This window comes from Carnobacterium alterfunditum DSM 5972 (genome assembly GCF_000744115.1).
Lineage (GTDB): Bacteria > Bacillota > Bacilli > Lactobacillales > Carnobacteriaceae > Carnobacterium_B > Carnobacterium_B alterfunditum.
The window spans coordinates 1,896,285-1,921,208 of record NZ_JQLG01000004.1 but is presented as its reverse complement, the minus strand read 5'-3'; the positions used below and the strand labels follow the sequence as shown (position 1 = coordinate 1,921,208).

Sequence of the window (24,924 nt, the reverse complement as noted above, 5' to 3'; positions counted from 1 at the left end):
CAATTCTTCCTTCCTGACTTCTAATGGTTACACTAGTTTATTTTGTTTTTCAGCAATTCGTAATTTAGCACTTCTCGAACGATTATTTACTTCTAATTCTTGCTCTGAGGGTAAAATAGGTTTTCTGGTAATCAATTTTAATTCAGGTAAGAATCCATCTGGAGTAACTGGCAATCCGCGTGGCAAATCAGGGCCTTTTGAGTGATCTTTGAAAATAGATTTAACGATTCGGTCCTCTAATGAATGAAAAGAAATTACACTGATACGTCCGCCTATCGCTAATAAATCAATAGCTTGTTCCAAGGAGTCTTCGACTGAAGATAACTCATCATTAACCGCAATTCGCACAGCTTGAAAAACACGCTTTGCTGGATGGCCACCTTTTCTTCTAGCTGGTGCTGGTATCCCTGCTTTAATCAATTCTACTAATTCAGATGTTGTTTCGATTGGTTTTATTTCCCTGGCAGCCTCAATTTTACGAGCAATTTGTTTTGAAAATTTCTCTTCCCCATAGCGGTAAAAAATTCTTATCAAATCGTGATAAGACCACTCATTGATGACTTCTTTAGCTGTTAATGGAGCATCGGTGTCCATCCTCATATCTAGAGGAGCATCTTGGTGGTAACTAAACCCTCTTTCTGCTTCATCTAATTGAGGGGAAGAAACACCTAAATCATACAGAATTCCATCTACTTCGTTTATTCCTAAATTTGTTAATTCTTCTTTTATAAAACGAAAATTTGCCTTAATAAAAGTGATCATACCTTTTTCTACATATTCAGCCAACCGAACTTTTGCGTTTTCAATTGCACGCTCGTCTTGATCAAAGGCATACAAATGCCCATTTTCATTCAATTGTGATAATAAATATTCACTATGCCCGGCTCCGCCTAAAGTACAATCGACGTATATGCCTTCTGGGGATAGCGAAAGCCCATCAACGGTTTCTTTTAATAGGACCGTTTCATGATTAAATGCTGTCATTTTTTCGCCTACCTTACTCACTATTTTTCGTAGTATTTTCTACTTATGCAATGTTCTTTTATCAGAAACCAAAATCAATCATTTCTTCAGCAATGCTGTCGAACATTTCTTCAGCCTCTTCGGAAACTTGGTTCCATCTTGTTTCACTCCAAATTTCAATGCGTTCAGATACGCCAATAATATGACACGTTTTTTCTAGTTTTGCATGTTCTCTTAATGTTTGAGGAATATTGATTCTTCCTTGTTTATCTAATTCACATTCAACAGCTGCGGAGTAAAAGAATCTTGTAAAAGCACGAGCTTCTTTCTTTGCTAACGGGAGTTGTTTGAGTTTTTCTTCAAGAGCAGACCATGATTCTTGTGGGTATCCAAACAAACATCCATCTAATCCACGAGTGAGAATGAATTTCTCACCTAAATCAGATCGAAATTTTGATGGCATGATCAAACGACCTTTTGCATCAATGTTGTGCTTGTGTTCACCCATTAACATAGCTGTCTCACCTCAGTCTCCGATTAGATATTTTTAGTCTACCACAATGCCCCACTTTCCTCCACAATTATTCAAAAAAAGATATAAATCTTCTTGTTAATGTAATATTTGTTTTTTAAACGGCATAATCCTCACTTTCTTAGTGTGTATTTACGCTGATGATCTTTTAGTTCTTGCTAAATAACGAAAAAAAAGAAGTAAGATAAGGACAATATATCCTTATCTTACTTCTTAGACTTATTACGATTAAACCTATTTAAATGACCGTGCTGATGATCCTATCAATATGAATCCTAGACAATGATTTTACATACTATTACAACCGATCATCCCACCGATTTTCTGATACGATCATTTTTATTCTGCACAACTCTCTGCAACTCAATTTAAAGTTAGAACTATATCGACTGCGACTAAGCCGTAATAAGTTACAATAGAACTAATAAAAACAAAACGCCAATAAGTTTTAAAAAAGCTTTTATATAAAATTTCGCCCTTTTTTACCGCTATGATCAAAAGAATCACAATTCCTAGACTGAAAATAAAAATCAAAAAATATGGAATTAAAGAAAATCCATATGTTAACTGACTAAGAATATGGATACCTAAGATTAAAAAAGGAACCAATAAATCTGCTAATTTAATAGCTGAATTTTGTTTTTTAAAATGACGCTGTGTTGGTTTGCTAAACAAAGCCAGTAAAATAATGGGCAAACAATACAGAATTACTTTACCCATTATTAAAGAAGTTCTAGAATCCACTTTTATCCCACCTTTTTAAAATATGTAAATTCGATCAATAGGCATTTTACTTATACCGCAAAACAATACCAAACCTGAATAATTCATACTTTTTTTGAAATGCTCTGGAAAAACTGTTCTAGCGCTAGTTTAAGCTGGATTTCTCAACACCCTTTGGGTGTGCAAAAAAAACCCCAATCTGTTATGGTTAAATCACCTAAACGTAACCAAAGAAAGGGGTTCTCTCTATGGCAATTTTACATGAAAATCGGTTACTTTTCAATTCAAACATTTCGGTATCACATTCTGGTGGTAATTTATCCTCAGATTCCGGGTTAATATTAGTTAAGGAGTTTATGCACACCATTAATTTTTCTAATATTTTAAAACAAAACCTCATCATTAATGATAATCGACTTTATCATAAACATACTAATCAGGCGATAATTGAACAAATTATTTTTCAATTGATTGGTGGCTATCAAACAGATTCTTCGGCTGACATTTTATCAAAAGATCCCATTTTCCAGAGCCTATTAGCTAAAGAACAACTTGCTTCACAACCGTCTATTTCTCGCTTTTGGGATCGGTTAAATCAAGAAAATATTTTCCAATTGCAAGAAGTCAATCAAATCCTGCTTGATAAAGTACGGACTGCACGTAATACAACTGAGATGATTTTTGATTTAGACTCAACTCATTCGGATACCTTCGGGAATCAAGAAAATTCGAATTATAACGCTCATTACCAAACGAATGGCTATCATCCGCTAGTTGCCTTTGAAGGCTTGACCGGTGATTTATTGAAAGCAGAACTTCGTTCTGGTAACGTGTACACATCCAATGGTGTGGCAGATTTTGTCCAACCACTTTTTGACCATTATCAAGAAACCGTACCTGTAAGTTCTATTCTAGTGCGTGCCGATAGTGGTTTTGCAACTCCTGAATTATATGAGCTATGTGAAGAACGTCGAAATTTTTATGTTATTCGATTGAAATCGAATCGCAAATTAGGCAAAATCGCTGAGCAATTTATCTCTATAGATGATCAACACGATTGGTATAGAAAAGAAGTTCACTACGCTTCTGTACTCTATCAAGCGAAGAGCTGGTCACATTCACGAAGAGTTTGTATTAAATCTACGCGTGAAGCAACAGAATTGATTGCTCGACATGAATTTATCGTAACTAATTTATCAGAAGATATTTCTGCAGAAGCGGTCTTTCAAACTTATTCTAAAAGAGGAACCATGGAAAATTATATTAAAGAGGCCAAAAATGGGTTTTATTTCGATAAAACCGACAGCCCTCGTTTCTTAGAAAATCATGCACGCATGATGGTGAGCGTACTAGCTTATAACATGGTCAATTTTATGCGTACTCTTTGTTTTACGAAAGAAACCAAAGGTTTTCAAGTATCAACCATTCGCTTGTTCTTATTTAAAGTGGCAGGTAAGCTTGTTCATTCGGGAAGGAAAACCTCTTTGAAACTCAGTTCCTCCCACGTTTATCAGAAACTCTTTCGTAAAATCTTGTGGAATATCCAGCATTTTAAATGGGAGTAGCACTCATACTCAATACAATAGTTAAAAAAAATGGCTCATTCCAAGGGGTCAGTATGCCCAAAAATCTTAATTGCCTGACAAAAAAATGAGTGCTTTGTAAATTTGAAGTAAAATCAGTAAACCAAACAAGCTACTGTCCTGAATGAAGTGAAAAACACACTAATTTTTATTTTTTGAAAAAAGTATGAATCATTCAGGCCAAACTATCTTTTTTAAATTTAACGTAATTTTCTTTTTTTGTATACTCCTAATTGTATATTCTTAGTAAATCAAAAAAAAACCCCTTATTGAGCCATGGTCTCAATAAGGGGTTTCAAATCATCTCATGATGAAATGTGCAAAAAATTAAGCTTCTTTGCTGATTACTTCTTTACCATCGTAATGTCCACATGATGCACAAACGTGATGGCTTTTTTTCAATTCGCCACAGTTAGGGCATGCGTTCATACCTGGAACTTCTAATTTATAATGAGTACGACGTCTGTTTTTCTTAGCTTTTGATGTTTTTCTTGCTGGTACTGCCATTCCTTACACCTCCTTAAAAGTTGCTTCTCTGCACAAATTTGTGCTAGAAAGAAGCCTATGATACATACTTATTTCTGATTATCAGATTCATCTTTAAATAAATCTTTCAAACCAGCAAAACGCGGATCTTCAGTTTCTGATTTCTGTGTTTCTAAATCTGAAATGTATTCATCTTCAGAAACGACCAGCCAATCATTTCCACTAGGCATTTCTTGTCCTTCTATCTCCTCTTGCGTAAAGACTTGCAATGGGAGATTCAACAAAACAGCATCTATTATAGCATCAGTCAGATCAATCATATCTTTATCTAAAAGAATGACTGTTTCTTCCTCATTATCTATTTTAGAACCAGGTGTAACAGAAGGCGGAATATATATTTCATCTATTCTAATAGACATAGGGAACAAAACTGGTTTTAATGATCTTGCAGAGGGTAGTGTCACATTTAATGAAACAACCATATGAAGCAAGATTTCTTTTTCATGAACAATGAGCGTTCCTTCCAAATCAATCGGAGAAACATCCATTAATTCTTTTTCTCGATTCATCAACGGCTTTTTTAAGTCAACAGTTTCCGAGAAAACTAACGGTTGATTGCGGTATTTTTGCAATTCGTTTAATGACCATTTCATTTTATATCACTCCTAAAGCAACAAGGATTATTATACTAGTGAATGAACCCTTTGTCAACGTATTTTACCTTACAGTCTTTTCTTGCTAAGCTTTGTTTTCATGGTCATTTTCAAAATAAAATTTTAGCGGCTGACGATAATAATCTTGTTCTTTTATTAAATCCATCCGACCCATTTGATAAATTTTACCTGCTTTTATATCTAATGTCCATAAATTATTATTCTTTTTTGTTACATTGGCTATCAACGGTAAAGAAAAAGCTTTTTTCATTACTTTTAAATAACTTCTTCCTATAGGATTAAAGCCTAATAAGTGTATGGCTTTTGGCTTCTTCAATTCATCAGTCATCTCTTCTTTTTTTAATTGAAGCAGAATATATACGCAGATACGTTGCAAACGAGTCCACGATACTCTTTTATTTTTCACAGATGAAATAAACTGTTCAAAGCTTTCTGCTTCTTGAATATATGCCTTTAATCTATATTCAATACCTTCTGTTACTTGATAAACACTCCGTAACTCTTCAAGCGATTGAACTTGTATTTGGTATTTTAAGTACGGCCAATAGTTTTCCCAACTAACTAAAGGATGTGTTGTTACTAATTGAAAACTACGATAGGGCATACTGAACTTTAATTCTTCAATCAGATCTTTTTTTTGCATAGGATCCAGTAATTTTTCTCGAATGGCCGTAGCACTCGAGAAATTTTCTTTGATCAATTCTTTATCATGGTAATCTGACCCTAATCTTGTTATGGTGTAAAGTTCCATTGGTTTTTCATACAGCAAGTTTTCTTTGGCATAAGCTAATCCTAAAATATTGTTTGGCATTGAAAGAGAAACAGGCTGATCAGGCATAAATTCTTTAAGAACTTGATCCATCTGCCAAGCATAAGTCTGTCCCGGATCTTTGTTTTCTTTAAATCGCCGATTAATCTCTGACATGTGCTGCCTTAAAAATTGAGCCAGCTTTTGATAATCTTTACTTTCGCCTGTTTCAGAACCAAAACAGATGGCATCACATTTCATGGCATGCAATAATCCAACTGCTCCTTTTGCAAAGTAATCAGCTGGTTGTGTACTAAAAGCAACCGGTAATTCTATTACGATATCTGCTCCAGCTGCTAAAGCCATTTGCGCTCGAGACCACTTATCTACAATAGCCGGCTCCCCGCGTTGCAGAAAATTTCCGCTCATAACAGCAATAATTATATCTGCACCTGATAATTCTCTAGCTTTTTTCAAGTGATACACATGCCCGTTGTGTAAGGGGTTATATTCTACAACTACACCACAACTTTTCATATCTAGTAACCTCTCTTTAATTCGTTACTTTAACTTGCTTTAAACAAGTTAAAAAAGCTTCACCATATTTTTCAAATTTATTTTCACCAACGCCTTTTACTTCTAGCATTCCTGCTTTATTTTGAGGCATTAAGACACACATTTGATGCAACGTTTCATCTGAAAAAATAACATAAGGCGGAACCTTTTGATCTGTAGCAAAAGTCCGTCTCAGTTCTCTCAACTGATCAAATAGGGCATCATCAACGGCAACTTTTTGTGCGACTTTTGCTTGTTTTCTAGTGACGATCATTTCCCCTTTTAAAACAGTAACGGCTTTTTCTGTTAATTTTAAAACAGGGTATTGACCGTCTGTCGGAGATAAATACTTTTCGGCTGTTAAATAATCGATCAATTGTGTTATTTCTTTTTGAGGTACACCTTTCATCAGCCCATAAGTTGAAAGTTCTTCAAAATGCCATTGAGTCACCTTTTTATCTTTAGATCCTGTCAACACTTTCATGATCAACGACTTACCATAAGTTTCACCCATTCTTTTGACACAGGATAATACTTTTTGAGTCTCTAAAGTTATGTCTGTAGCCTCACGATCGTCTAGACAATTGCTGCATCTTCCGCAATCGTCGCAATTGTCTCCAAAATATTCAACGATATACCGCTGCAAGCAAATCTGAGTGGAGCCATATTGAGCCATTTCTCTTATTTTACGGTATTCTTGATTTTTTAATTCGTCATTCAACTCTGATTGATCAACAAAGAATTTTTGGATTTGCATATCTTGAGGAGAAAACAATAAAATGGCATCACTTGGCAATCCATCCCTGCCTGCACGTCCAGCTTCTTGGTAATAAGCTTCAATATTTTTAGGAATCTGATAATGAATAACAAAACGAACATTGCTCTTATCGATACCCATTCCAAATGCATTTGTGGCTACCATTACCGTTACTTCATCATACAGAAATTTTTCTTGCCAACTATTACGTTCATCTTCTTTTAACCCGCCATGATACTTTCCAGCTTTAATATTTTTAGCATTCAGCAATTCATAAATACGTTCTACTTCTTTACGTGTACTAGCATAAACGATTCCTGATTGACCTTTATTCACTGTTAGATAATCCAATAAAAACCGATTTCGTTCTTGACCTTTAATTACTTGAAAAGCAAGATTATCGCGTTCAAATCCCGTTTTGATTCGATTATCTGAATGGATGCCTAATAAACTTATGATATCATTTGAAACGACTGGAGTTGCTGTAGCGGTCAACGCCAATACGATTGGACGATAATCTAATTGTTGGATCGATTCTCCTAAAGACAGATAACTTGGCCTAAAATCATGTCCCCACTGCGAAATACAGTGTGCTTCATCAATAGCTATCATTGATATGGTTATAGTGTGCATCAAGTAAAAAATTTCTTCTGTCTGAAATCGTTCTGGAGCAACATAAATCAGTTTGTAGTCTCCATTGACTGCTTTTTTTAGTCGAACATTCATCTCGGCAGCTGTCAATGTACTATTCAAATAAGTGGCTGGTATTCCCAACTCGGTCAAAGCGTCTACTTGATCTTTCATCAATGAAATAAGCGGTGATACAACTATCGTTATTCCTTCGAAAACTAGAGAAGGAATTTGGTAGCAAAGAGATTTCCCACCACCTGTAGGCATAATGGCTAGGGCATCTTTTCCTTGTAATATTTTATCAATGACTTCTTTTTGTCCCGTTTTGAATTCTGAAAACCCGTAAATTTCTTTGAGTACATCATAAGCCTTAGTTAACAATGTATCTCTCCTTTCTATAAAAATCATTATGAAAAAAAACAGAAAAATCCTAGTCGATTTTTCTGTTTTTTCATTAAAAAGTTTCTACTTCATAAGCGGTTTATTTGGTACAAATAAAAAACCATCGTGGGCTTTCCTCTGTTATTTCTGACTCTCCAAAATCAGCACTTGCTTTAATTGAAGAAAAACCAGCTTTTGAGAGCATACTTTTATACTGTTCTAATGAATATGTCCGTTCTTTATGTGTTTCATCGTAACGGTCATAAAGATCTAATTCTTCATCGTATACAAAGAAAGTTAAATCATGTTCAACAGAATGGGCTTTTTCACCCGCATAACTTTTCCATAAAAAACTAATTCCTTCTGATTGGTCATTAAACATGTAACCAGGAAACACTACATCTGTTTGATAAATTGAATGAACATCAAACAGAAATGTTCCATTTTCTGTTAATACATTGTACACTTGCTGGAAAACTTTTAATACGGCCTCTTCATCAGGCATATAACAAAGTGAATCTGAAAAACAAGTAACAGCTCCAAATTGACCAACTTCAGACAGATCCATCATGTCTGCTTGAATCAAAGGTAAGTTTACTTGCTCGACCATAGCTCGTTCATTAGCTAAACTCAACATGTTTTCAGATAAATCTAGCCCTGTTACGTCATAGCCTCTTTTAGAAAGTGCTACAGCCAAAGCTCCAGTCCCACAAGCAAGTTCCAATAATGGCGGCTTATTATCTAAAAGCTGACTATCCACAAATTCTCCCCATCGATCGTAAAGAGTTTCATCCATAATGGCATCATAGACCTGTGCAAATGTTTGATAACTCATTAGACTTAGACCATTTTAGTGATGTCTACCAATGGAGCATCACTCCATAATTTTTCAAGATCGTAGAATGAACGTTCTGAATAGTGGAAGACATGTACAACTACATCTCCAAGGTCAATAAGCATCCATTTAGACGATTCACGACCTTCCACTCTTCTTACATCAATTCCTGACTCTTGAGCTTTATCGATGATCTCTTCAGCAATAGCTTTAACTTGTTTTTCATTATTTCCGTGCATCACAATAAAGTAATCGGCCAAAATTGAAATCTTGCTGACATCCATTACTACGATATCTTCTGCTCTTTTATCATCTGCTGCTTTAACGACTGTTTCTACTAATTTTATACTTTCAGTTGTCATGTTATTCCTCCTAAGAATTTGCTACCCATTTATTATAAGTAGCAATTGTTTTTGGATAAATTTTTCTGTTTTGCTCAATTAAATGTTGCAATATTCGTTTTGTTTCATAACGAACGGCTTCTTGTAAATTCTCTGCTGCAAGCACCCGTGCACGTTCAACACCTGGAAAATTCCTGCCAGGTTCGATATAATCTGCGACGTAGATCACTTGTTCTAACAAAGTCATCTTTTCAGCACCTATTGTATGATGTCTAATAGCATTCAAAATATCTGGATTTGAGATACCTAATTCTCGTTCAACTAAGACAGCTCCTAAAGGACCGTGCCAAATGTTGCTTCCATAATCAAGCCATTCTAGATTTAATTTTTCGCTAAAAATCAACTCTTGCATTTCTTTATCACTACGTTCTTTAGCATAATCATGGGTCAGAGCAGCAATACTAGCAGCTTCTGTTGATACTCCAAATTTTTCTGCCAACTGAACAGCAACTTGCTCTACACCTAGGACATGTTGAAATCGTTCTCGGCTCATTTGACTTTGAATAATCTGAATCAATTTATCTCTTGTCAGAGAAACGTATTTTTTTGAATATACTAATGAATTTTTTTTATTTTCCATCTTGATACAATCCTTCCTGACGAATATAATTAAGGGTCTTTTCAGGGATCAAGTAATTTACTGGACAGTTCATTTTTAGATTTTTACGTAAGGAAGTAGAACTGATATCCATTGAAGGAACATCGACCCAAATAATAGAATACGGACTAATAAAGGGGTATCCTGGACGATTCACCCCCACAAATTCTACAAGCTGAGCCAGATCTTCTATTTTGTACCATTTAGGTAAGTATTCAACCATATCTCCACCGATAATAAAATAGTATTCTATATCTGGGTGTTCTTCCTTTAATTTCACTAACGTATCATACGTGTAACTTTTTCCGCCACGATCAATTTCTGATTTTTCGACATCAAAAACCATATTATCTTCTATAGCCAATTCAACCATATGAAGTCGATGCTTGGCATCGATTGCTTTCTTTTCATCTTGATGTGGTGGATTTGCACTCGGCATAAAATAAATCTTTTCTAGACCCAGTTGATGACAAACCTGATCAGCAATAATCAAGTGCCCGATATGTGGAGGATTAAATGTCCCTCCAAGGATACCCACTCTTCTTTTTGGCTGAATATCAATTTCTATTTCTGTTGAAAATTGTATTTTATTAGCAGAAAAAGTTTGCTCTTTCAAGTCGCTCACCTTTCTTCATGTAAACTAAATAATATCGAACAAAAGTTGTTATTTCACTCTTGGAATTTCATTGGAAATACGTTGATACTTTTCTTGAGTAGATTTCTTAAATAATACGATAACGCGACCAATCACTTGGACTGCATTACAACCGATTTCTTGTTCAAGAACAGCTGCTACTTCTTGAGCCACTTCATCTGTATTTTGAAGCAAGCCCACTTTGATTAATTCTCTTTTCTCTAAAGCTTCGTTAATTTGAACGATTACCTCTTTATTTAATCCATTTTTCCCAATTTGAAAAATAGGGTTCAAATGATGTGCTTCACTTCTTAAAAAACGTTTTTGTTTACCAGTTAATTTCATTTTATTCACTCCATTAAGATCCTAATGATCATTTCTATTTATTTCTATTTATTTCTATTTATATTAAAGATTTTCGAATAAGGACATCGATACCTTTTGGTGCCCACCCTGCTACGACGCATCCTGGTTCATTGACTGTAACCCATCCAAGTCCAGCAAAGACGATATCTGATTTTTCTTTAACAGAGAATTCAAAACGAACCAATTTAGGAAAGTCCGCAACTTCATCTTCACGTGGAGGCTGCAACAGTTTACCCACTTGTTTTTGGTACAATTCATCTGCTTTTTCTAATTTTGTGCGGTGAATAAGCAAATCATTTGAAGTAAAACAAGTAAATGAATGTCTGCCCCCTTTTAAGTGATCAAACCGAGCTACTCCACCAAAAAATAATGTTTGTCCTTCATTTAGTTGATGAACGATTGGTTTTATTTCTTTTTTAGGCGCAATCAATTTTAAATCTTTATCTCCCAAAACATGAGCCATTTGATGACGATGAATAATTCCCGGAGTATCAATTAAAAATTTACCATCATCTAATGGTATCTCTATCCGGTCAAGCGTTGTTCCAGGAAATTGAGAAGTTGTGATTAGATCCTGTACCCCTGCAGTCGACTTGATGATTTGATTGATTAATGTTGATTTCCCAACATTTGTTACACCAACTACAAACACATTACGTCCTTTGCGGTGTTTTTCAATCGTATCTAGCAAGACTTCCATTTCAGCAGGTATCATAGCACTGGTTAACAAAACATCTTCAGGTCGCAAGCCCTCTTCATGAGCTCGTTCACGCATCCATTGCGTCATTTTTCCGCGTTTTAATGATTTAGGAAGTAGATCCACCTTATTTCCAACTAAAAGAACTGGATTTTTCCCAACAAAGCGATGCAAACCTGGTATTAAACTCCCATTGAAATCAAAAATATCAACAACATTTACGATCAATGCATCTTCTGAACCAAGTTCATTCAATAATTTCAGAAAATCATCATCCGTTAATTGGACATCTTGGATCTCATTATAATGGCGCAATCTAAAACAACGTTGACAATACACTTCGCCTTTTTCTAACCCTTTTTCTAAGGCTGAAGTTGGTGTATAACCCACCGCTTCTTTTTCTGTTGTTTGAATAATGGCTCCACAACCAACGCAACGAATCTCTTCTTCATTATTTAATTCTACTATCGTCATTTATTGATTTCCTCCATCTCATAGTTGGATCTTTTTTGATCATATAGTTCATAATATGCAGTTCCATAAAGCGGTTAAAGCGAGTATTCCAAGCATCTGTGTTTAGTATCGGTTTTACTAATACATTACGTATCCCAGCAAGGTTTGCTCCCCAAATATCCGTTATAATCTGATCGCCGACCATAATGATCTCATCAGTGGATAGATTTAATTTTTTACTTGCTCTTTTAAACCCAATCGTTGTTGGTTTTAAAGCTCTCGAAACATAGTCTAATTGCAATACCTTTGCAACTCGTTCCACACGTGTTGCTTTGTTATTAGAAAGAATCACTACAGGAATACCGGCTTTTTCCATAATATTGATCCATTCAATCAATTCTTCAGTTCCATCTGGATTATTCCATGCAATCAAAGTATTGTCCAAGTCTGCTAAGACAGCTTTGACATTTTGTTCTTTCAATTGTTCTGGTGTTATATGGTAAATAGCTTCTACCATGTACGTCGGCTTAAATATCGTTAACATTTTTTCTCCTTACCCACTAAAATAGGAGTACCTCTTAACAGTACTCCTCAAGTTTACTATTTTCTTAATTATACGCCAAATTATAAAAAAAACAATCATTACCAGTCTTTTTTTAGGCTAATTCTCATGAGACATCGTTATTTTATACTTGAATGTCACAGCTATACTTTTTTTAGTATTCATTTGTTTGTAGAAATACTTCATGTAGCTCATTTAATGCTTGTTTTAAATTTTTTTCCTCAATTAAAATCCAAATAGTTGTGTAGCTATCCGATGATTGATAAATCGGGATCCTTGATTTTGACATTGCCGTAACGATTTTAGCTGTTACACCTGGAACGCCAGTTATACCTGCTCCTACGATTGCAACTTTTGCACAATTTTCGTGAGTTGTAAAAGTAATTTTTTGTTCATTCAGTAATTGTTTCGCTTTTCCAGAAAAAGCTTGTGGAAGTGTGAAAACAATTTTTTCAGGAAATATATTAATGAAATCCAAACTAAAACCCGATTGAGCTAACAGATTAAATAATGACTCTTGTAAATTCTTATTTGTTTCAATCGTAAATTGAACTAAACGAGGTACATGAGCAATTCCAGTTACTAAACGCTGTGGACCACTTTGCTTTTCTGAATTGGTAATTAATGTTCCCGTTTCCTTAACAGATTGATAAGTGGACCGGATCCGCACGGGTATCCCTACTTGTTGCGCAATTTCAACTGCTTTTGGATCGATGACTTTCGCTCCTTCATGAGCCATATTGCTTACTTCGTTATAGCTCACAACTTGCAAAAATTGAGCTTTTTCAACTAATCGTGGATCTGCTGTCATCATTCCACAGACATCTGTAAAGATATCAATATATTCTGCTTTAAAAGCAGCACCTAACAAAGCAGCCGTGGTATCACTACCTCCACGTCCAATAGTTGTGACATCTCCTTTTTCGCTTACCCCTTGGAACCCAGCCACTACGACTACATCTTTTGTTTTCAAATATTCATAAATCATAGCTGTCTCTACTCTTTTTACCCTTGCCTGTCCAAAGTCTTCATTAGTAAATATACCGGCACTTTGTCCAGTCAGACCTATTGCATGAGTGCCATTTTTTTTTAATTGATTCGTAAAGACGGCTGTAGATATTGTCTCTCCAACGGATAACAACATGTCTCGCTCTCTTAGATCTAAATAGCTTTTTTCTCCATCAACCAACGCCAAAAGAGAATCTGTCGCATATGGATCACCCATTCTTCCAATAGCTGATACGACCACTATTACTTTATATCCTAACGAAACGGCATGTACGATATGTTTCTCTGCAGCTGATCGGCTTTCTTCATCTTTTACTGAAGTACCGCCAAATTTTTGAATTAAAATTTTCATTATTACCATCCTTTGAAACGATTTTCATGAAAAAAATCGTTGCTGTCTAATTATTTTAAAAATAATAAACATTTCATTTAGTATTTCTGCTCTATTATAGCGAAGACATTCTTTAGATTCAATTATCTTACGAATTTCATAGAACTATTTAGTGTTTTTTTGCTATACTACTTAGTGTTGAACTGATAAATATAAATTTCAACCAGTAGATTTACAATTAGCTTATAAACCATTAAAAGGAGTTTTTCATTATGTATTTAAAAGAAGTCTGTATAGAAAATTATAGCTCTCTTCCTAAAGCAATTGCACAAGGAGCAACTAGAATAGAAATATGTGATTACTTGGTAAGTGGGGGAACAACTGTCAGCAAAGGTGTCATGCATGAAGCGGCTGCTTATTGCGCTGAAAAAATGATACCGTTAATGGCTATGATTCGTCCTCGTTCGGGTAATTTCATCTATAATGATAGTGAATTAAAAATTATGGGTTATGACATTATTGAAGCTCGTAATTTGGGATTAGATGGAATCGTGTTGGGTTGTTTAACAGATGACCATTTAATTGACGAAGATGCAATCGAGCAATTATTAGAAGAAGCTTATGGATTACAGACCACTTTTCATATGGCTTTTGATGCGATCCCAGTTGAAAAGCAGTTTGAAGCAATCGATTGGTTGGCAGGACATGGTGTGCAAAGAATTTTAACTCATGGTGGGGATTTAAGTTTGCCAATTGAAGAAACGCTTCCACACCTCAAAGAGTTGGTTGATTATGCAAAAGATCGTATTCTTATTCTTCCAGGCGGGGGCATCACTAATGAAAATGCAGATGATATCCATCACTACTTAGGCGTTTCAGAACTACATGGTTCAAAAATTGTCGGTGAGCTTTGAAAGCACATCTAACACAACTAAAAATAGAGTTGGAACTTTTGTTCCGACTCTATTTTTAGTTATGTTTGTACTTTCATACCTTCTCGGTCAACACTAAACTGTTTCACCTCAGCATCTGAGAAGGTGTTTTTTAATAATTGTTCTATTTGTTTTAATTTTAGATAAGGAACTAAAATCAAAACAGTTGATCCAGCTCCGCTTAAAAAAGTAGCATAAGCTCCATTTTTTTTGGCTAAATTACGAATTTGAGACAAATGAGGCACCAAATTTTCACGATAGATCTCATGCCATAAATCATTTTCCATCATTTCACCTGCTAAATTCAAGTCATTAGCTAAAACAGCTGAAATCATAACATTACTGATAGAACTAGCTTGAACAGCTTGTGGATAATCCAAAATTTTAGGCAATACATCGCGGCTTTCTTTTGTCAATAATTCATGGTTTGGAATAACGGCTAATATACCTGTATCCGGAAAGACTTGTTTCACCGTAAAAATGGTATTGTTGATCATGGTTGCTACAACAAAGTCTCCCAGTATAGCCGGTGCTGCATTATCTGGGTGTCCTTCTAAAGTCGATGCTATGGTCACTTTTTCTTTGTCACTTAATTTCAATCCAGCTAATTGGTTAGCCATTTCTATCCCTGCAATAATAGCAGCCGAACTACTGCCTAATCCACGCGTTGCTGGTATCTCGCTTTCCATCCACAATTCTCGAGGATGAATAGCCGGAGCAAGCGAAAGAGCGGTCTGAACAATAAGATTCGTTTCGTCACTTGGAATGTTTTCACCAAGGGTATGATGAATCACCCAACTTTCAATTTCGTCTCCTATTTCTAATGTTAAATAGAGGTTTAGTGCTAATCCACATGAGTCAAACCCAGGACCTAAGTTTGAAGTCGTTCCTGGCACAATTATTTTCATTGTTTTTTAACACCTGCTTGCAAATGTTTCTTCATATCCTCTACATCATCCATTTTTGAAATAGGAATACTAGTTACTTCAAGAGCTGTATCTGGATCTTTCAAGCCATTCCCAGTAAATACACAGACAACCGTTTCACCTTTTTTTATAGCTCCACTTTTGACGTCTTTGATCACCCCTGCTAGTGAAGCCGCTGACCCTGGTTCAATAAATACACCATCCATCATTGCTACTTTTTGATAAGCCTGAATGATCTCATCATCTGTAACAAAATCTATTTTTCCTCTGGACTCATCTCGAGCTTTTTCAGCTAATTCCCAACTGGCTGGATTGCCTATTCTTATAGCTGTTGCGATTGTTTCAGGAGATTCAATGATTTTACCATGAACAATAGCAGCCGCGCCCTCTGCCTCGTAGCCATGCATCTTTGGCAACCCTGTTTGATTCAATTCATCCCATTCTTTGAAGCCTTTCCAATAAGCCGTAATATTCCCGGCATTCCCGACTGGGATAGCTAACACATCTGGAGCTTTTCCGAGATCTTCACACACTTCAAAGGCAGCAGTCTTTTGTCCTTCAATTCTATAAGGGTTTACTGAATTAACTAAAGTAACAGCTTCTGTTTCAGCTAACTTTCTTACTGATTTTAAAGCTTGATCAAAATTACCTTGTATAGAAATGATGTCGGCCCCATACATAACAGCTTGAGCCAACTTACCCAAAGCAATTTTTCCATCTGGAATGACAACATACGCTTTTAACCCAGCTCGTGCAGCGTATGCTGCAGCTGCAGCACTGGTATTTCCAGTAGATGCACAAATAATTGCTTTTGCCCCTGCTTCTTTTGCTTTAGCCACTGCCATAACCATTCCACGATCTTTAAATGAACCAGTGGGGTTCAATCCCTCGTATTTCCCATATAGTATGATACCAAGCTCGTTTGAAAGATTTGTCAATGGGATCAAAGGTGTATTTCCTTCATACAGCGAAATCATAGGCGTTTTATCTGTTATCGGCAATAGCTTTTTATATTTTTCAAGTAATCCTTGATACATCATTTTCCCTCCATCACTTTAAAACAAACAAGCAAATTCATTTCATTTACCTCTTTAAGTGCACTCACCATTTCTTTTTGTTGTGCTTTATTTATTTTGTGGGTCACGATCACTACTTTCGCCATATCACTTGAAAGTGGTTGTTGGATAATTTGATCAAAACCAATATCAAATTGGCTAAATAATTTTGTTAATGCTAAAAATTGTCCTGTTTTATCTTGCATCTCAATAGCAATGTAATATTTATTGTTCACTTCTGTATCCCTTGCAAGTTTCGTTTCATGTTGATAAGAACTAAATACATTGCCGCTTGTACCTAAACGGATATTTTTAGCTACTGTAATAACATCGCTGACGACACTGTTTGCAGTTGGCAATTCACCGGCTCCAGGTCCATAATACATCGTTTCCCCAACTGCAGCCCCTACTACAAAAATAGCATTATTCTCATTTTGGACACTTGCTAATGGATGATTGATCGGCACTAAAATCGGCCCCACATCTACACTGACTTTATTTTTTATTTGAATAGCTGATCCAATCAATTTGATTTTATAACCTAATTTATCGGCTATTTCAATATCCTCTTGCTGTAGATCCCGAATTCCTTTTGTTTCAATTTGATCTACTTCTACATTCATGCCAAAAGCTAAACGAGTTAGTATGACCATTTTACGCGCAGCATCTATACCGTCAACATCATTCGTCGGGTCACTCTCTGCAAAACCTAATTCCTGTGCTTCTTTTAAGGCCTGATCATAAGATTTTCCTTCATTTGTCATTTTTGACAAGATAAAATTTGTTGTACCATTCACAATACCAAAAACTTTTTGTATCTCATCAGAAGCTAAACTATCTACTATTGTGCGTAAAATCGGGATACCTCCAGCAACGCTAGCTTCATAGTAGAGATCGCATCGGTTTTCTTTTGCCAAGGCAACTAATTCATTTCCGTGCAATGCCATTAAGTCCTTGTTTGCTGTAACGACATGTTTCCCAGCTATCAAGGCTTTTTCAATGTATTTTTTCGCCTGATCAATGCTGCCCATAACTTCGACAATAATATCGATTTCAGGATCATTCACAATCTCATCAGCATCAAGCGTTAATTCAATACCATCAGCAATTGTGCCACGATTTTTCAAAATATCGCGCACTAAAACTTTTTTTACTTTTAATGAAACACCTGTCATTTGATTTAACTTTGGTTCATGATGTTTCAAGATGCGTAAAACACCGCTCCCAACTGTTCCGAAACCTAAAATGCCTATTTGCAATTGTTTTTCCATCCTTTTTCCCCCTTCGGTATCTCCTAATTCATTTTTATCATTGCTCTTTATATAAATTTTCAGTATTTTTTCTCATTGATTTTTAACTATCGATATTATTAGTATAACGAATTTCAGGAAAAATACTAGTTTAAAAAATCAAAAAAAGACGTATAGAAAAATTCTAAAAAGAATTTTTCTATACGTCTTTTTCAGATAAAATTTTACCATTAACGGCTATTTTAATCTTGAAATAATTCAAATATTTCCATAGCAACCAAGTCTACATCATCAAATTGATACACTTGTTGAGTAGCTGTTTCTAATAATTCAAATGTTTCAGTTTTTGCATCATACGTAATAATACAACGTTCGTTTCCTTCTTTTTCAAATCGACGAACTTGAACTTCACTTTCTGTATCTTCTAGCATAGCTTCCAATCGGCGAATAATTCCTACTAATTGTGAAGTTGTCATAGTTTCGTGCCCCTTTCAAACTTAACTCAATAATCATTCTACCAGAATTTTATATAAAAGACATTAAACTCACTCTATTTTCATAAAAAAATAATCTTTATCTAAAAAAACATTTTTTCATGAAAACTTATGTTAATATAATTGCAATGTATATTTCAAAAGGGAGCGTAAAAGTTATGAATCCATTACTTGATCATTTTAACAATCAAACGTACAAAATCGAAGTGTCAGATATTCGAAAATTTGACGAACGTGTTTCACCGATAAAAAACATCCTTAAACTGACTTTGGGTGAACCTGACTTCAATACTCCAAATCATATCAAATTAGCTGCTATCGAAGCAATCAACAACAATGAATCGCATTACACAGGTATGTCTGGTGATAGTCAATTGCGTGAAGCCGCTTCGGCTTTCATGCAAAAAAAATATACGGTTTCTTATGATCCAAAAAATGAAGTATTGGTGACTGTCGGAGCTACTGAGGCCATTTCTGCTTCCTTGCTGGCTATTTTAAATCCTGGTGATAAGATATTGGTTCCTTCTCCAATTTTTCCTGGTTATGAACCATTGATCACGTTGAGTCAAGCAACGCCTATCTTTATTGATACTAGTGTCAACGGATTTGTATTGACTCCTGAGATGATAGAGGATGAACTAAAAAAACACGGAACGAGTGTAAAGGCTATTATTTTAAACTACCCAAATAATCCAACTGGTGTGACCTATACAAGAGCAGAGATCAAAGCTCTTGCTGAAACCATTAAAAAATACCCTTTATTTGTTATTAGTGATGAAATTTACAGTGAACTAACTTACGATGTTGAACATGTCTCTATTGCTGAATACTTAAGAGATCAAACTATCTTGATCAATGGACTTTCAAAATCACATGCTATGACCGGGTGGAGAATTGGCTTTATTTTTGCACCAAAAGAACTTACAGCACAAATTATCAAAGTACATCAATACCTTGTCACATGCGCTACCTCTATTTCTCAAAAAGCAGCTTTAGCAGCTTTGACCGTTGGAATAGACGATGCTCTTCCAATGAAAATAGAATACCATAAAAGAAGAGATTATCTTTTTGAAGAATTGACTCAATTAGGCTTTGAAGTTGCTCGTCCAAATGGAGCTTTTTATCTTTTTGCAAAAATCCCGCAAGAGTTTATACAAAATAGTATGGATTTTTGCATTGAGTTAGCTGAAAAAAATAAACTAGCATTGATACCCGGCTCCGCCTTCGGAAGCGCTGGCGAAGGTTACATCCGTATTAGTTATGCTGCTAGCATGGAAAAATTAGTGGAAGCTGTCAAACGATTGCGTAATTACACCCAAGAAAATAAATCTAATTTATAACACTATCCTTATATCTAAAAAGGCAGAAATGAAATTGAATCAATTTCATTTCTGCCTTTTTAGTTTTTATCTTGAACGTTTTCCTTCTGGCCACCATAATTTAATAATAGCTTGTGTCCCGTCGTTTTCAAAACCATTTTGTGCTAAATCTTCATATAGCTGTTTCGCTAAACGAGTAGAAGGCAAATCTAAAGACATTTTTTCAGCTTCATCTAATGCAATTTTTAAGTCTTTAATAAAATGCTTAACAAAAAAACCAGCAGTGAAATCTTCTTTAATGATTCTTGGTGCATAGTTTGATAAAGACCAGTTTTGGGCACTACCTCCGCCAACCGTATCCAATACTTTTTCAAGATCTAAATTTGCAGCTTCTGCATAGACTAATAATTCTGCCATACCCATCATTGTCCCAGCAATCATAATTTGATTAGCCATTTTTGTGTGTTGTCCACTACCAGCTTCGCCTTGCAAATTTACTTTAGCAGAAAATAATTCAAAAATAGGTTTTACTTTTTCATAAGTATTTACGTCTCCACCAACCATAACGGTTAAAGTTCCATTTTTAGCCCCTAAGTCTCCTCCAGAAACTGGAGCATCTAAAACCTCAATACCTCTTTGTTGTGCCTCATTGTACAGTTTTTTAGCTAATGTAGGTGTACTGGTCGTCATATCTACCAAAATATGTTTCTCAGTGGCTGTTTTAAAGATGCCATTTTCACCAAAGTAACTTTCTTCAACATCTTTGGGATACCCTACAATAGTAAAAATAATTTCGCTCTTTTCAGTTACCTCAGCTGGTGAATCGGCCCAGTTTGCTCCTAAACGAATTAATTCGTCGGCCTTACTCTTTGTACGATTGTATACTGTTACTGTGTAGTCAGCTGTTAATAAGTGTTTAACGATAGAAGAACCCATTACTCCAGTTCCGATAAACCCGATAGTTTTTTTCATTAGTGTCCTCTCCTCTTGTTCAATTTAAATCTAGTATATCAGTTCTTGCAAAGAGAGCGTAATTTATTTAGTGAAAAGCAGCAAAAAAAGAGCACAAAAATCAAATTGATTCTTGTACTCCCTCTCTTTATTTAGTATACGTTTCAACAAGTTTTACAACTTCATCAGCTGTATCACAATCATTGATTGCTTTATCAGCTAATTCAGTCATTTTTTTCGTATCTAAACGTTTCATTAAACTACGTGTCTTAAGAATGCTTGAAGCACTCATAGAAAATTCGTCTAATCCCAGTCCTAGCAGAAGCGGTACAGCCGTTTGATCCCCAGCCATTTCTCCACACATACCAGTCCATTTTCCTTCTTTATGAGAAGCATCGATCACCGTTTTAATTAAACGCAAAATTGATGGGTTATATGGTTGATAAAGATAAGAAACGCGTTCATTCATACGGTCAGCAGCCATAGTATATTGAATCAAATCGTTGGTACCAATACTGAAGAAATCTACTTCTTTAGCAAATTTATCTGCAATAACGGCAGCAGCAGGAATTTCGATCATGATACCAATTTCGATATCATCTGATACTTCAATACCTTCATTTACTAATTTAGCTTTCTCTTCTAAAAGCATCTCTTTAGCTTGACGGAACTCTTGTAAAGTTGCGATCATTGGGAACATAATACGTAATTGTCCGAAAACAGAGGCACGTAATAATGCACGCAATTGCGTTCTAAACATATCCGGTTTTGCTAAACAAATACGAATTGCACGGTAACCCAAGAATGGATTCATTTCATGTGGCAATTTTAGGTAAGGCAACTCTTTGTCTCCGCCAATATCCATTGTACGAACAACAACGCCTTTGCCTTCCATACCTTCTAAAACTTCTTTATAAGCTTCAAACTGAGCCTCTTCTGTAGGAAAATCAGGTGAATCCATATAAAGGAATTCTGTACGGTATAGTCCAACAGCTTCACCGCCATTGTTTTTTACGCCTACTAAATCTTTAGGAGTACCAATATTTGCAGCTAGTTCGATGTGCTTTCCATCTGCTGTTAATGTTGGTTCATCCTTTAATTTATCCCATTCAACTTTTTGATCAGCGAAAGCTTTTGCTTTTGTTTCGTAAGTTTCAACATCTGTTGATTCAGGGTGAACGATTACATCGCCTTCTAAACCATCAATGATGATAAGATCGCCTTCTTTAACAAAAGAAGTGATTTCTTTCGTTCCTACAATTGCAGGAATTTCTAACGAACGAGCCATAATAGCTGAATGTGATGTACGTCCACCAATGTCTGTAACAAAGGCTTTCACAAATTGACGATTTAATTGAGCAGTATCACTTGGTGTTAAGTCATGAGCAACCACAATCACTTCTTCATCGATCATTGAAGGATTAGGCAGTTTCACACCTAACAAGTGGCTTAACACTCGTTTAGTAACATCTTTGATATCAGCTGCACGTTCTTGCATGTAAGGGTTATCTTCCATGCCTTCAAACATCCCAATAAACATATCCGTTACTTCTTTTAATGCACTCTCTGCATTGACTTTATTATCATTAATAGAGCTTTCGATACTCCCGATTAATTCTGGATCAGATAGAACCATTAAATGAGCATCAAAAACTTGGGCTTCTTTTTCACCTAAAGATTCTGCTGCTTTAGATCGAATGATCTCAAGTTCTTTTGATGCTTCTTTTAATGCCGATTTTAAGCGGTTAATTTCTGAATCAGAGTTCTCAACTGAAATTTTGTTGAAAGTTAAATCGGGTTCAGTTAGTAAGTAAGCTTTTGCTACTGCAATACCATCACTTGCTGCGATCCCTTTTAATTTTTCAACCATTATTCAGCTAAACCTTCTTTCTTCATTGTTTCTTCGATTCCTGCAAGAGCTTCAGATTCGTCTGAACCATCAGCAGAGATAACTACGTCAGCACCTTGTCCAACGCCTAAAGACATAACGCCCATGATTGATTTTAAGTTTACAGATTTACCTTTATATTCTAGGTTGATATCTGAACTAAATTTGCTTGCTGTTTGTACTAATAATGTTGCTGGACGTGCATGGATACCTGTTTCAGCTACTACGTGAAATTCGCGTTTTTCCATAATTAAAAAATCCCCTTTAATATATATTATTTTTGAGGACTCCATCCAGTTTCGACTGTAAATAATATTCTTTTCAGCAAAAACATTCGATATAGCCCTTACAACTTATAAGACTACCATTTTTTTTCTGTTTTAACAACTATTTTTTTCTAAATATTCTATGCTACTTTCCATTTGACCTATACCGATAAATAACATCTCCATTATGCAGAGCCTCTCCGATAATAGATTCTTTCTCTTCATGATTGATCCAAATTTCTCGAAAAGTCATAAAATCTTTTTTTTCAATAGCCATTGTATCAATATCGCCTTTGATCAACTGTTTCAGCTGATTTTGTAATTCTTCTCTGGTCATTATTAAGACTTCCTTTCCTGAATAATTCATACTTTTTCTAAAACGCTCTGGAAAAACTGTTATAACGCTAGTTTGAGTTAATTTTCTCAGCACCCTTTGGGTGTGCAAAAAGAACCCCAATCTGCTATGGTTAAAGCGACTAAACATAACCAAAGAAAGGGGTTCTCTCTATGGCAACTTTACATGAAAATCGTTTGCTTTTCAATTCAAACATTACGGTATCTCACTCTGGGGGTAATTTATCCTCAGATTCCGGATTGATATTAGTTAAGGAATTCATGCACACCATTAATTTCTCTAACATTTTGAAACAAACCCTCACTATTAACGATGATCGACTTTACTATAACCATGCTAATCATTCAATTATTGAACAAATCCTTTTTCAATTGATTGCTGGATATCAAACGGATTCTTCGGCTGACGTTTTATCAAAAGATCCCATTTTCCAGAGTCTATTAGCTAAAGAGCAACTCGCTTCACAACCGTCTATTTCTCGTTTATGGGATCGGTTAAGTCAAGAAAACATTTCCCAATTACAAGAAGTCAATCAAATCCTGATTGATAAAGTACGTACTGCTCGTAATACAACTGAAATGATTTTTGATCTAGACTCAACACATTCGGATACCTTTGGCAATCAGGAGAAGTCGAATTATAATGCCCATTACCAAACGAATGGCTATCATCCACTTGTTGCCTTTGAAGGTCTGACTGGCGACTTTTTGAAAGCAGAACTTCGTTCTGGTAATGTGTACACATCCAATGGTGTTGCAGATTTTGTCCGACCACTTTTTGACCATTACCAAGAAACCGTACCTGTAAGTTCTATTCTAGTGCGTGCAGATAGTGGTTTTGCAACTCCTGAATTATATGAACTGTGTGAAAAACGTCAAAATTTTTATATTGTTCGATTGAAATCGAATCGCAACTTAGGAAAAATCGCTGAGCAATTTGTATCTATAAATGACCAGCAGGATTGGGATAAAAAAGAAGTTCACTACGCTTCTACACTCTATCAAGCGAAGAGCTGGACACATCCACGAAGAATTTGTATTAAATCTACGCGCGAAGCAACCGAATTGATTACTCGACATGAATTTATCATAACCAATTTATCAGAGAACCTTTCTGCAGAAGCGGTCTTTCAAACCTATTCTAAAAGAGGCACCATGGAAAATTACATTAAAGAGGCCAAAAATGGATTTTATTTCGATAAAACCAACAGTCCTCGTTTTTTAGAAAATCATGCACGTATGATGGTGAGTGTACTAGCTTACAACATCGTCAATTTTATGCGTACTCTTTGTTTTACGAAAGAAACCAAAGGTTTTCAAGTTTCAACTATTCGTTTGCTCTTATTTAAAGTAGCGGGTAAACTTGTTCATTCTGGACGAAAAACCTTTTTAAAACTCAGTTCCTATCACGTTTACCATGAACTTTTCCATAAAATCTTGCGGAATATTCAGCATTTCAAATGGCAGTAACACTCACACCTAATGGAATAGTTTTAAAAAAAAGGCTAATTTCAAGGGGTTAGTATGCCTAAAAATCTTAATTTTCTGACAAAAAAATAAGTGACTTGGAAA

27 protein-coding genes are annotated in these 24,924 nt (G+C 35.4%); 4 read left to right on the top strand and 23 right to left on the bottom strand.

Annotated elements, in window-relative coordinates; translation table 11 throughout:
- Positions 1-27: 27 nt before the first annotated feature.
- The 3 genes from rsmH to BR50_RS09505 all read right to left on the bottom strand — a co-directional run bounded on the left by rsmH (position 28) and on the right by BR50_RS09505 (position 2,239).
- Positions 28-984 (bottom strand): 16S rRNA (cytosine(1402)-N(4))-methyltransferase RsmH, encoded by a 957-nt coding sequence (rsmH, locus tag BR50_RS09515; protein WP_034548193.1) that lies wholly within the window; start codon positions 982-984, stop codon positions 28-30.
- Between the two features lie 61 nt (positions 985-1,045).
- Positions 1,046-1,477 (bottom strand): division/cell wall cluster transcriptional repressor MraZ, encoded by a 432-nt coding sequence (gene mraZ, locus BR50_RS09510; protein ID WP_034548190.1) that lies wholly within the window; start codon positions 1,475-1,477, stop codon positions 1,046-1,048.
- Between the two features lie 381 nt (positions 1,478-1,858).
- Positions 1,859-2,239 (bottom strand): DUF3397 domain-containing protein, encoded by a 381-nt coding sequence (locus BR50_RS09505; protein ID WP_051905784.1) that lies wholly within the window; start codon positions 2,237-2,239, stop codon positions 1,859-1,861.
- A 227-nt stretch (positions 2,240-2,466) separates the two neighbouring features.
- Here BR50_RS09505 and BR50_RS09500 point away from each other — a divergent pair, with 227 nt between their 5' ends.
- Positions 2,467-3,783, top strand: coding sequence for an IS1380 family transposase (locus tag BR50_RS09500; RefSeq protein ID WP_034546789.1), 1,317 nt, complete (start codon positions 2,467-2,469; stop codon positions 3,781-3,783).
- A 345-nt stretch (positions 3,784-4,128) separates the two neighbouring features.
- Here the strand turns inward: BR50_RS09500 and rpmF are convergent, their stop codons facing one another.
- The 12 genes from rpmF to dapG all read right to left on the bottom strand — a co-directional run bounded on the left by rpmF (position 4,129) and on the right by dapG (position 13,938).
- Positions 4,129-4,308, bottom strand: a complete 180-nt coding sequence (rpmF, locus tag BR50_RS09495; protein ID WP_034548189.1) for a 50S ribosomal protein L32 — start codon at positions 4,306-4,308, stop codon at positions 4,129-4,131.
- A 68-nt stretch (positions 4,309-4,376) separates the two neighbouring features.
- Positions 4,377-4,940 carry a YceD family protein gene (locus tag BR50_RS09490; protein WP_034548188.1) on the bottom strand — a complete coding sequence of 188 codons (564 nt, stop codon included), beginning with the start codon at positions 4,938-4,940 and terminating at the stop codon, positions 4,377-4,379.
- 85 nt (positions 4,941-5,025) lie between these two features.
- Complete coding sequence (locus BR50_RS09485; protein WP_034548185.1) at positions 5,026-6,246, bottom strand: nucleotidyltransferase; 1,221 nt, start codon at positions 6,244-6,246, stop codon at positions 5,026-5,028.
- Between the two features lie 16 nt (positions 6,247-6,262).
- Positions 6,263-8,059 (bottom strand): DNA helicase RecQ, encoded by a 1,797-nt coding sequence (gene recQ / locus BR50_RS09480; protein ID WP_143298356.1) that lies wholly within the window; start codon positions 8,057-8,059, stop codon positions 6,263-6,265.
- Positions 8,060-8,132: 73 nt separating this feature from the next.
- A complete protein-coding gene (locus BR50_RS09475) occupies positions 8,133-8,867 on the bottom strand; it encodes a class I SAM-dependent DNA methyltransferase (protein ID WP_034548180.1) in 735 nt (244 codons plus the stop codon).
- 5 nt (positions 8,868-8,872) lie between these two features.
- The gene (rsfS, locus tag BR50_RS09470; protein ID WP_034548177.1) at positions 8,873-9,229 is read right to left on the bottom strand and encodes a ribosome silencing factor; all 357 of its coding nucleotides are present in this window, start codon (positions 9,227-9,229) and stop codon (positions 8,873-8,875) included.
- Positions 9,230-9,239: 10 nt separating this feature from the next.
- Positions 9,240-9,848: a bis(5'-nucleosyl)-tetraphosphatase (symmetrical) YqeK gene (yqeK, locus tag BR50_RS09465; protein ID WP_034548175.1), complete on the bottom strand. Its 609-nt coding sequence runs from the start codon at positions 9,846-9,848 to the stop codon at positions 9,240-9,242.
- Positions 9,838-10,491 (bottom strand): nicotinate-nucleotide adenylyltransferase, encoded by a 654-nt coding sequence (locus BR50_RS09460; protein WP_178377445.1) that lies wholly within the window; start codon positions 10,489-10,491, stop codon positions 9,838-9,840. The genes yqeK and BR50_RS09460 overlap by 11 nt, the downstream gene beginning before the upstream one ends.
- 39 nt (positions 10,492-10,530) lie before the next feature.
- Positions 10,531-10,845 (bottom strand): ribosome assembly RNA-binding protein YhbY, encoded by a 315-nt coding sequence (yhbY, locus tag BR50_RS09455; RefSeq protein WP_034548171.1) that lies wholly within the window; start codon positions 10,843-10,845, stop codon positions 10,531-10,533.
- A gap of 58 nt (positions 10,846-10,903) precedes the next feature.
- Complete coding sequence (gene yqeH, locus BR50_RS09450) at positions 10,904-12,037, bottom strand: ribosome biogenesis GTPase YqeH (protein ID WP_034548169.1); 1,134 nt, start codon at positions 12,035-12,037, stop codon at positions 10,904-10,906.
- Entirely contained in the window at positions 12,015-12,560 is a 546-nt protein-coding gene (locus tag BR50_RS09445; RefSeq protein ID WP_034548167.1) for a YqeG family HAD IIIA-type phosphatase, read from the bottom strand. Before BR50_RS09445 ends, yqeH begins: the two co-directional genes overlap by 23 nt.
- A gap of 172 nt (positions 12,561-12,732) precedes the next feature.
- Positions 12,733-13,938: an aspartate kinase gene (dapG, locus tag BR50_RS09440; RefSeq protein ID WP_034548165.1), complete on the bottom strand. Its 1,206-nt coding sequence runs from the start codon at positions 13,936-13,938 to the stop codon at positions 12,733-12,735.
- Positions 13,939-14,189: 251 nt separating this feature from the next.
- On the opposite strand from dapG, the gene BR50_RS09435 reads away from it, so the two are divergent.
- Positions 14,190-14,831 (top strand): copper homeostasis protein CutC, encoded by a 642-nt coding sequence (locus BR50_RS09435; RefSeq protein WP_034548164.1) that lies wholly within the window; start codon positions 14,190-14,192, stop codon positions 14,829-14,831.
- A gap of 59 nt (positions 14,832-14,890) precedes the next feature.
- Here BR50_RS09435 and thrB read toward each other — a convergent pair whose 3' ends face one another.
- From thrB to BR50_RS09415, 4 genes are all read right to left on the bottom strand, one after another.
- Positions 14,891-15,757 carry a homoserine kinase gene (thrB, locus tag BR50_RS09430; protein WP_034548161.1) on the bottom strand — a complete coding sequence of 289 codons (867 nt, stop codon included), beginning with the start codon at positions 15,755-15,757 and terminating at the stop codon, positions 14,891-14,893.
- Positions 15,754-16,812: a threonine synthase gene (gene thrC / locus BR50_RS09425; RefSeq protein WP_034548158.1), complete on the bottom strand. Its 1,059-nt coding sequence runs from the start codon at positions 16,810-16,812 to the stop codon at positions 15,754-15,756. The genes thrB and thrC overlap by 4 nt, the downstream gene beginning before the upstream one ends.
- On the bottom strand, positions 16,812-18,101 hold the full coding sequence (locus BR50_RS09420; protein ID WP_034548157.1) for a homoserine dehydrogenase: 1,290 nt from the start codon (positions 18,099-18,101) through the stop codon (positions 16,812-16,814). The genes thrC and BR50_RS09420 overlap by 1 nt, the downstream gene beginning before the upstream one ends.
- 221 nt (positions 18,102-18,322) lie before the next feature.
- Positions 18,323-18,556: a YkuJ family protein gene (locus BR50_RS09415; protein WP_034548155.1), complete on the bottom strand. Its 234-nt coding sequence runs from the start codon at positions 18,554-18,556 to the stop codon at positions 18,323-18,325.
- Positions 18,557-18,732: 176 nt separating this feature from the next.
- On the opposite strand from BR50_RS09415, the gene BR50_RS09410 reads away from it, so the two are divergent.
- Positions 18,733-19,914 (top strand): pyridoxal phosphate-dependent aminotransferase, encoded by a 1,182-nt coding sequence (locus BR50_RS09410; protein ID WP_034548153.1) that lies wholly within the window; start codon positions 18,733-18,735, stop codon positions 19,912-19,914.
- A gap of 66 nt (positions 19,915-19,980) precedes the next feature.
- Here the strand turns inward: BR50_RS09410 and BR50_RS09405 are convergent, their stop codons facing one another.
- The 4 genes from BR50_RS09405 to BR50_RS09390 form a co-directional block, all read right to left on the bottom strand.
- Positions 19,981-20,865: an NAD(P)-dependent oxidoreductase gene (locus BR50_RS09405; protein WP_034548152.1), complete on the bottom strand. Its 885-nt coding sequence runs from the start codon at positions 20,863-20,865 to the stop codon at positions 19,981-19,983.
- Between the two features lie 127 nt (positions 20,866-20,992).
- A complete protein-coding gene (ptsP, locus tag BR50_RS09400) occupies positions 20,993-22,714 on the bottom strand; it encodes a phosphoenolpyruvate--protein phosphotransferase (RefSeq protein WP_034548150.1) in 1,722 nt (573 codons plus the stop codon).
- Positions 22,714-22,980 carry a phosphocarrier protein HPr gene (locus BR50_RS09395; protein ID WP_034548148.1) on the bottom strand — a complete coding sequence of 89 codons (267 nt, stop codon included), beginning with the start codon at positions 22,978-22,980 and terminating at the stop codon, positions 22,714-22,716. The genes ptsP and BR50_RS09395 overlap by 1 nt, the downstream gene beginning before the upstream one ends.
- Before the next feature lie 163 nt (positions 22,981-23,143).
- Complete coding sequence (locus tag BR50_RS09390) at positions 23,144-23,335, bottom strand: hypothetical protein (RefSeq protein ID WP_034548146.1); 192 nt, start codon at positions 23,333-23,335, stop codon at positions 23,144-23,146.
- A gap of 170 nt (positions 23,336-23,505) precedes the next feature.
- On the opposite strand from BR50_RS09390, the gene BR50_RS09385 reads away from it, so the two are divergent.
- Complete coding sequence (locus tag BR50_RS09385; protein ID WP_034548144.1) at positions 23,506-24,822, top strand: IS1380 family transposase; 1,317 nt, start codon at positions 23,506-23,508, stop codon at positions 24,820-24,822.
- Positions 24,823-24,924 lie beyond the last annotated feature (102 nt).

Excerpts from the sequence above, each read along its gene's own strand:
- rsmH (WP_034548193.1), bottom strand. The coding sequence starts at position 984 with ATGACAGCATTTAATCATGAAACGGTCCTATTAAAAGAAACCGTTGAT.
- mraZ (WP_034548190.1), bottom strand. The coding sequence starts at position 1,477 with ATGTTAATGGGTGAACACAAGCACAACATTGATGCAAAAGGTCGTTTG.
- BR50_RS09500 (WP_034546789.1), top strand. The coding sequence starts at position 2,467 with ATGGCAATTTTACATGAAAATCGGTTACTTTTCAATTCAAACATTTCG.
- rpmF (WP_034548189.1), bottom strand. The coding sequence starts at position 4,308 with ATGGCAGTACCAGCAAGAAAAACATCAAAAGCTAAGAAAAACAGACGT.
- BR50_RS09490 (WP_034548188.1), bottom strand. The coding sequence starts at position 4,940 with ATGAAATGGTCATTAAACGAATTGCAAAAATACCGCAATCAACCGTTA.
- BR50_RS09485 (WP_034548185.1), bottom strand. The coding sequence starts at position 6,246 with ATGAAAAGTTGTGGTGTAGTTGTAGAATATAACCCCTTACACAACGGG.
- recQ (WP_143298356.1), bottom strand. The coding sequence starts at position 8,059 with ATGATTTTTATAGAAAGGAGAGATACATTGTTAACTAAGGCTTATGAT.
- BR50_RS09475 (WP_034548180.1), bottom strand. The coding sequence starts at position 8,867 with ATGAGTTATCAAACATTTGCACAGGTCTATGATGCCATTATGGATGAA.
- rsfS (WP_034548177.1), bottom strand. The coding sequence starts at position 9,229 with ATGACAACTGAAAGTATAAAATTAGTAGAAACAGTCGTTAAAGCAGCA.
- yqeK (WP_034548175.1), bottom strand. The coding sequence starts at position 9,848 with ATGGAAAATAAAAAAAATTCATTAGTATATTCAAAAAAATACGTTTCT.
- yhbY (WP_034548171.1), bottom strand. The coding sequence starts at position 10,845 with ATGAAATTAACTGGTAAACAAAAACGTTTTTTAAGAAGTGAAGCACAT.
- yqeH (WP_034548169.1), bottom strand. The coding sequence starts at position 12,037 with ATGACGATAGTAGAATTAAATAATGAAGAAGAGATTCGTTGCGTTGGT.
- BR50_RS09445 (WP_034548167.1), bottom strand. The coding sequence starts at position 12,560 with ATGTTAACGATATTTAAGCCGACGTACATGGTAGAAGCTATTTACCAT.
- dapG (WP_034548165.1), bottom strand. The coding sequence starts at position 13,938 with ATGAAAATTTTAATTCAAAAATTTGGCGGTACTTCAGTAAAAGATGAA.
- BR50_RS09435 (WP_034548164.1), top strand. The coding sequence starts at position 14,190 with ATGTATTTAAAAGAAGTCTGTATAGAAAATTATAGCTCTCTTCCTAAA.
- thrB (WP_034548161.1), bottom strand. The coding sequence starts at position 15,757 with ATGAAAATAATTGTGCCAGGAACGACTTCAAACTTAGGTCCTGGGTTT.
- thrC (WP_034548158.1), bottom strand. The coding sequence starts at position 16,812 with ATGTATCAAGGATTACTTGAAAAATATAAAAAGCTATTGCCGATAACA.
- BR50_RS09420 (WP_034548157.1), bottom strand. The coding sequence starts at position 18,101 with ATGGAAAAACAATTGCAAATAGGCATTTTAGGTTTCGGAACAGTTGGG.
- BR50_RS09415 (WP_034548155.1), bottom strand. The coding sequence starts at position 18,556 with ATGACAACTTCACAATTAGTAGGAATTATTCGCCGATTGGAAGCTATG.
- BR50_RS09410 (WP_034548153.1), top strand. The coding sequence starts at position 18,733 with ATGAATCCATTACTTGATCATTTTAACAATCAAACGTACAAAATCGAA.
- BR50_RS09405 (WP_034548152.1), bottom strand. The coding sequence starts at position 20,865 with ATGAAAAAAACTATCGGGTTTATCGGAACTGGAGTAATGGGTTCTTCT.
- ptsP (WP_034548150.1), bottom strand. The coding sequence starts at position 22,714 with ATGGTTGAAAAATTAAAAGGGATCGCAGCAAGTGATGGTATTGCAGTA.
- BR50_RS09395 (WP_034548148.1), bottom strand. The coding sequence starts at position 22,980 with ATGGAAAAACGCGAATTTCACGTAGTAGCTGAAACAGGTATCCATGCA.
- BR50_RS09390 (WP_034548146.1), bottom strand. The coding sequence starts at position 23,335 with ATGACCAGAGAAGAATTACAAAATCAGCTGAAACAGTTGATCAAAGGC.
- BR50_RS09385 (WP_034548144.1), top strand. The coding sequence starts at position 23,506 with ATGGCAACTTTACATGAAAATCGTTTGCTTTTCAATTCAAACATTACG.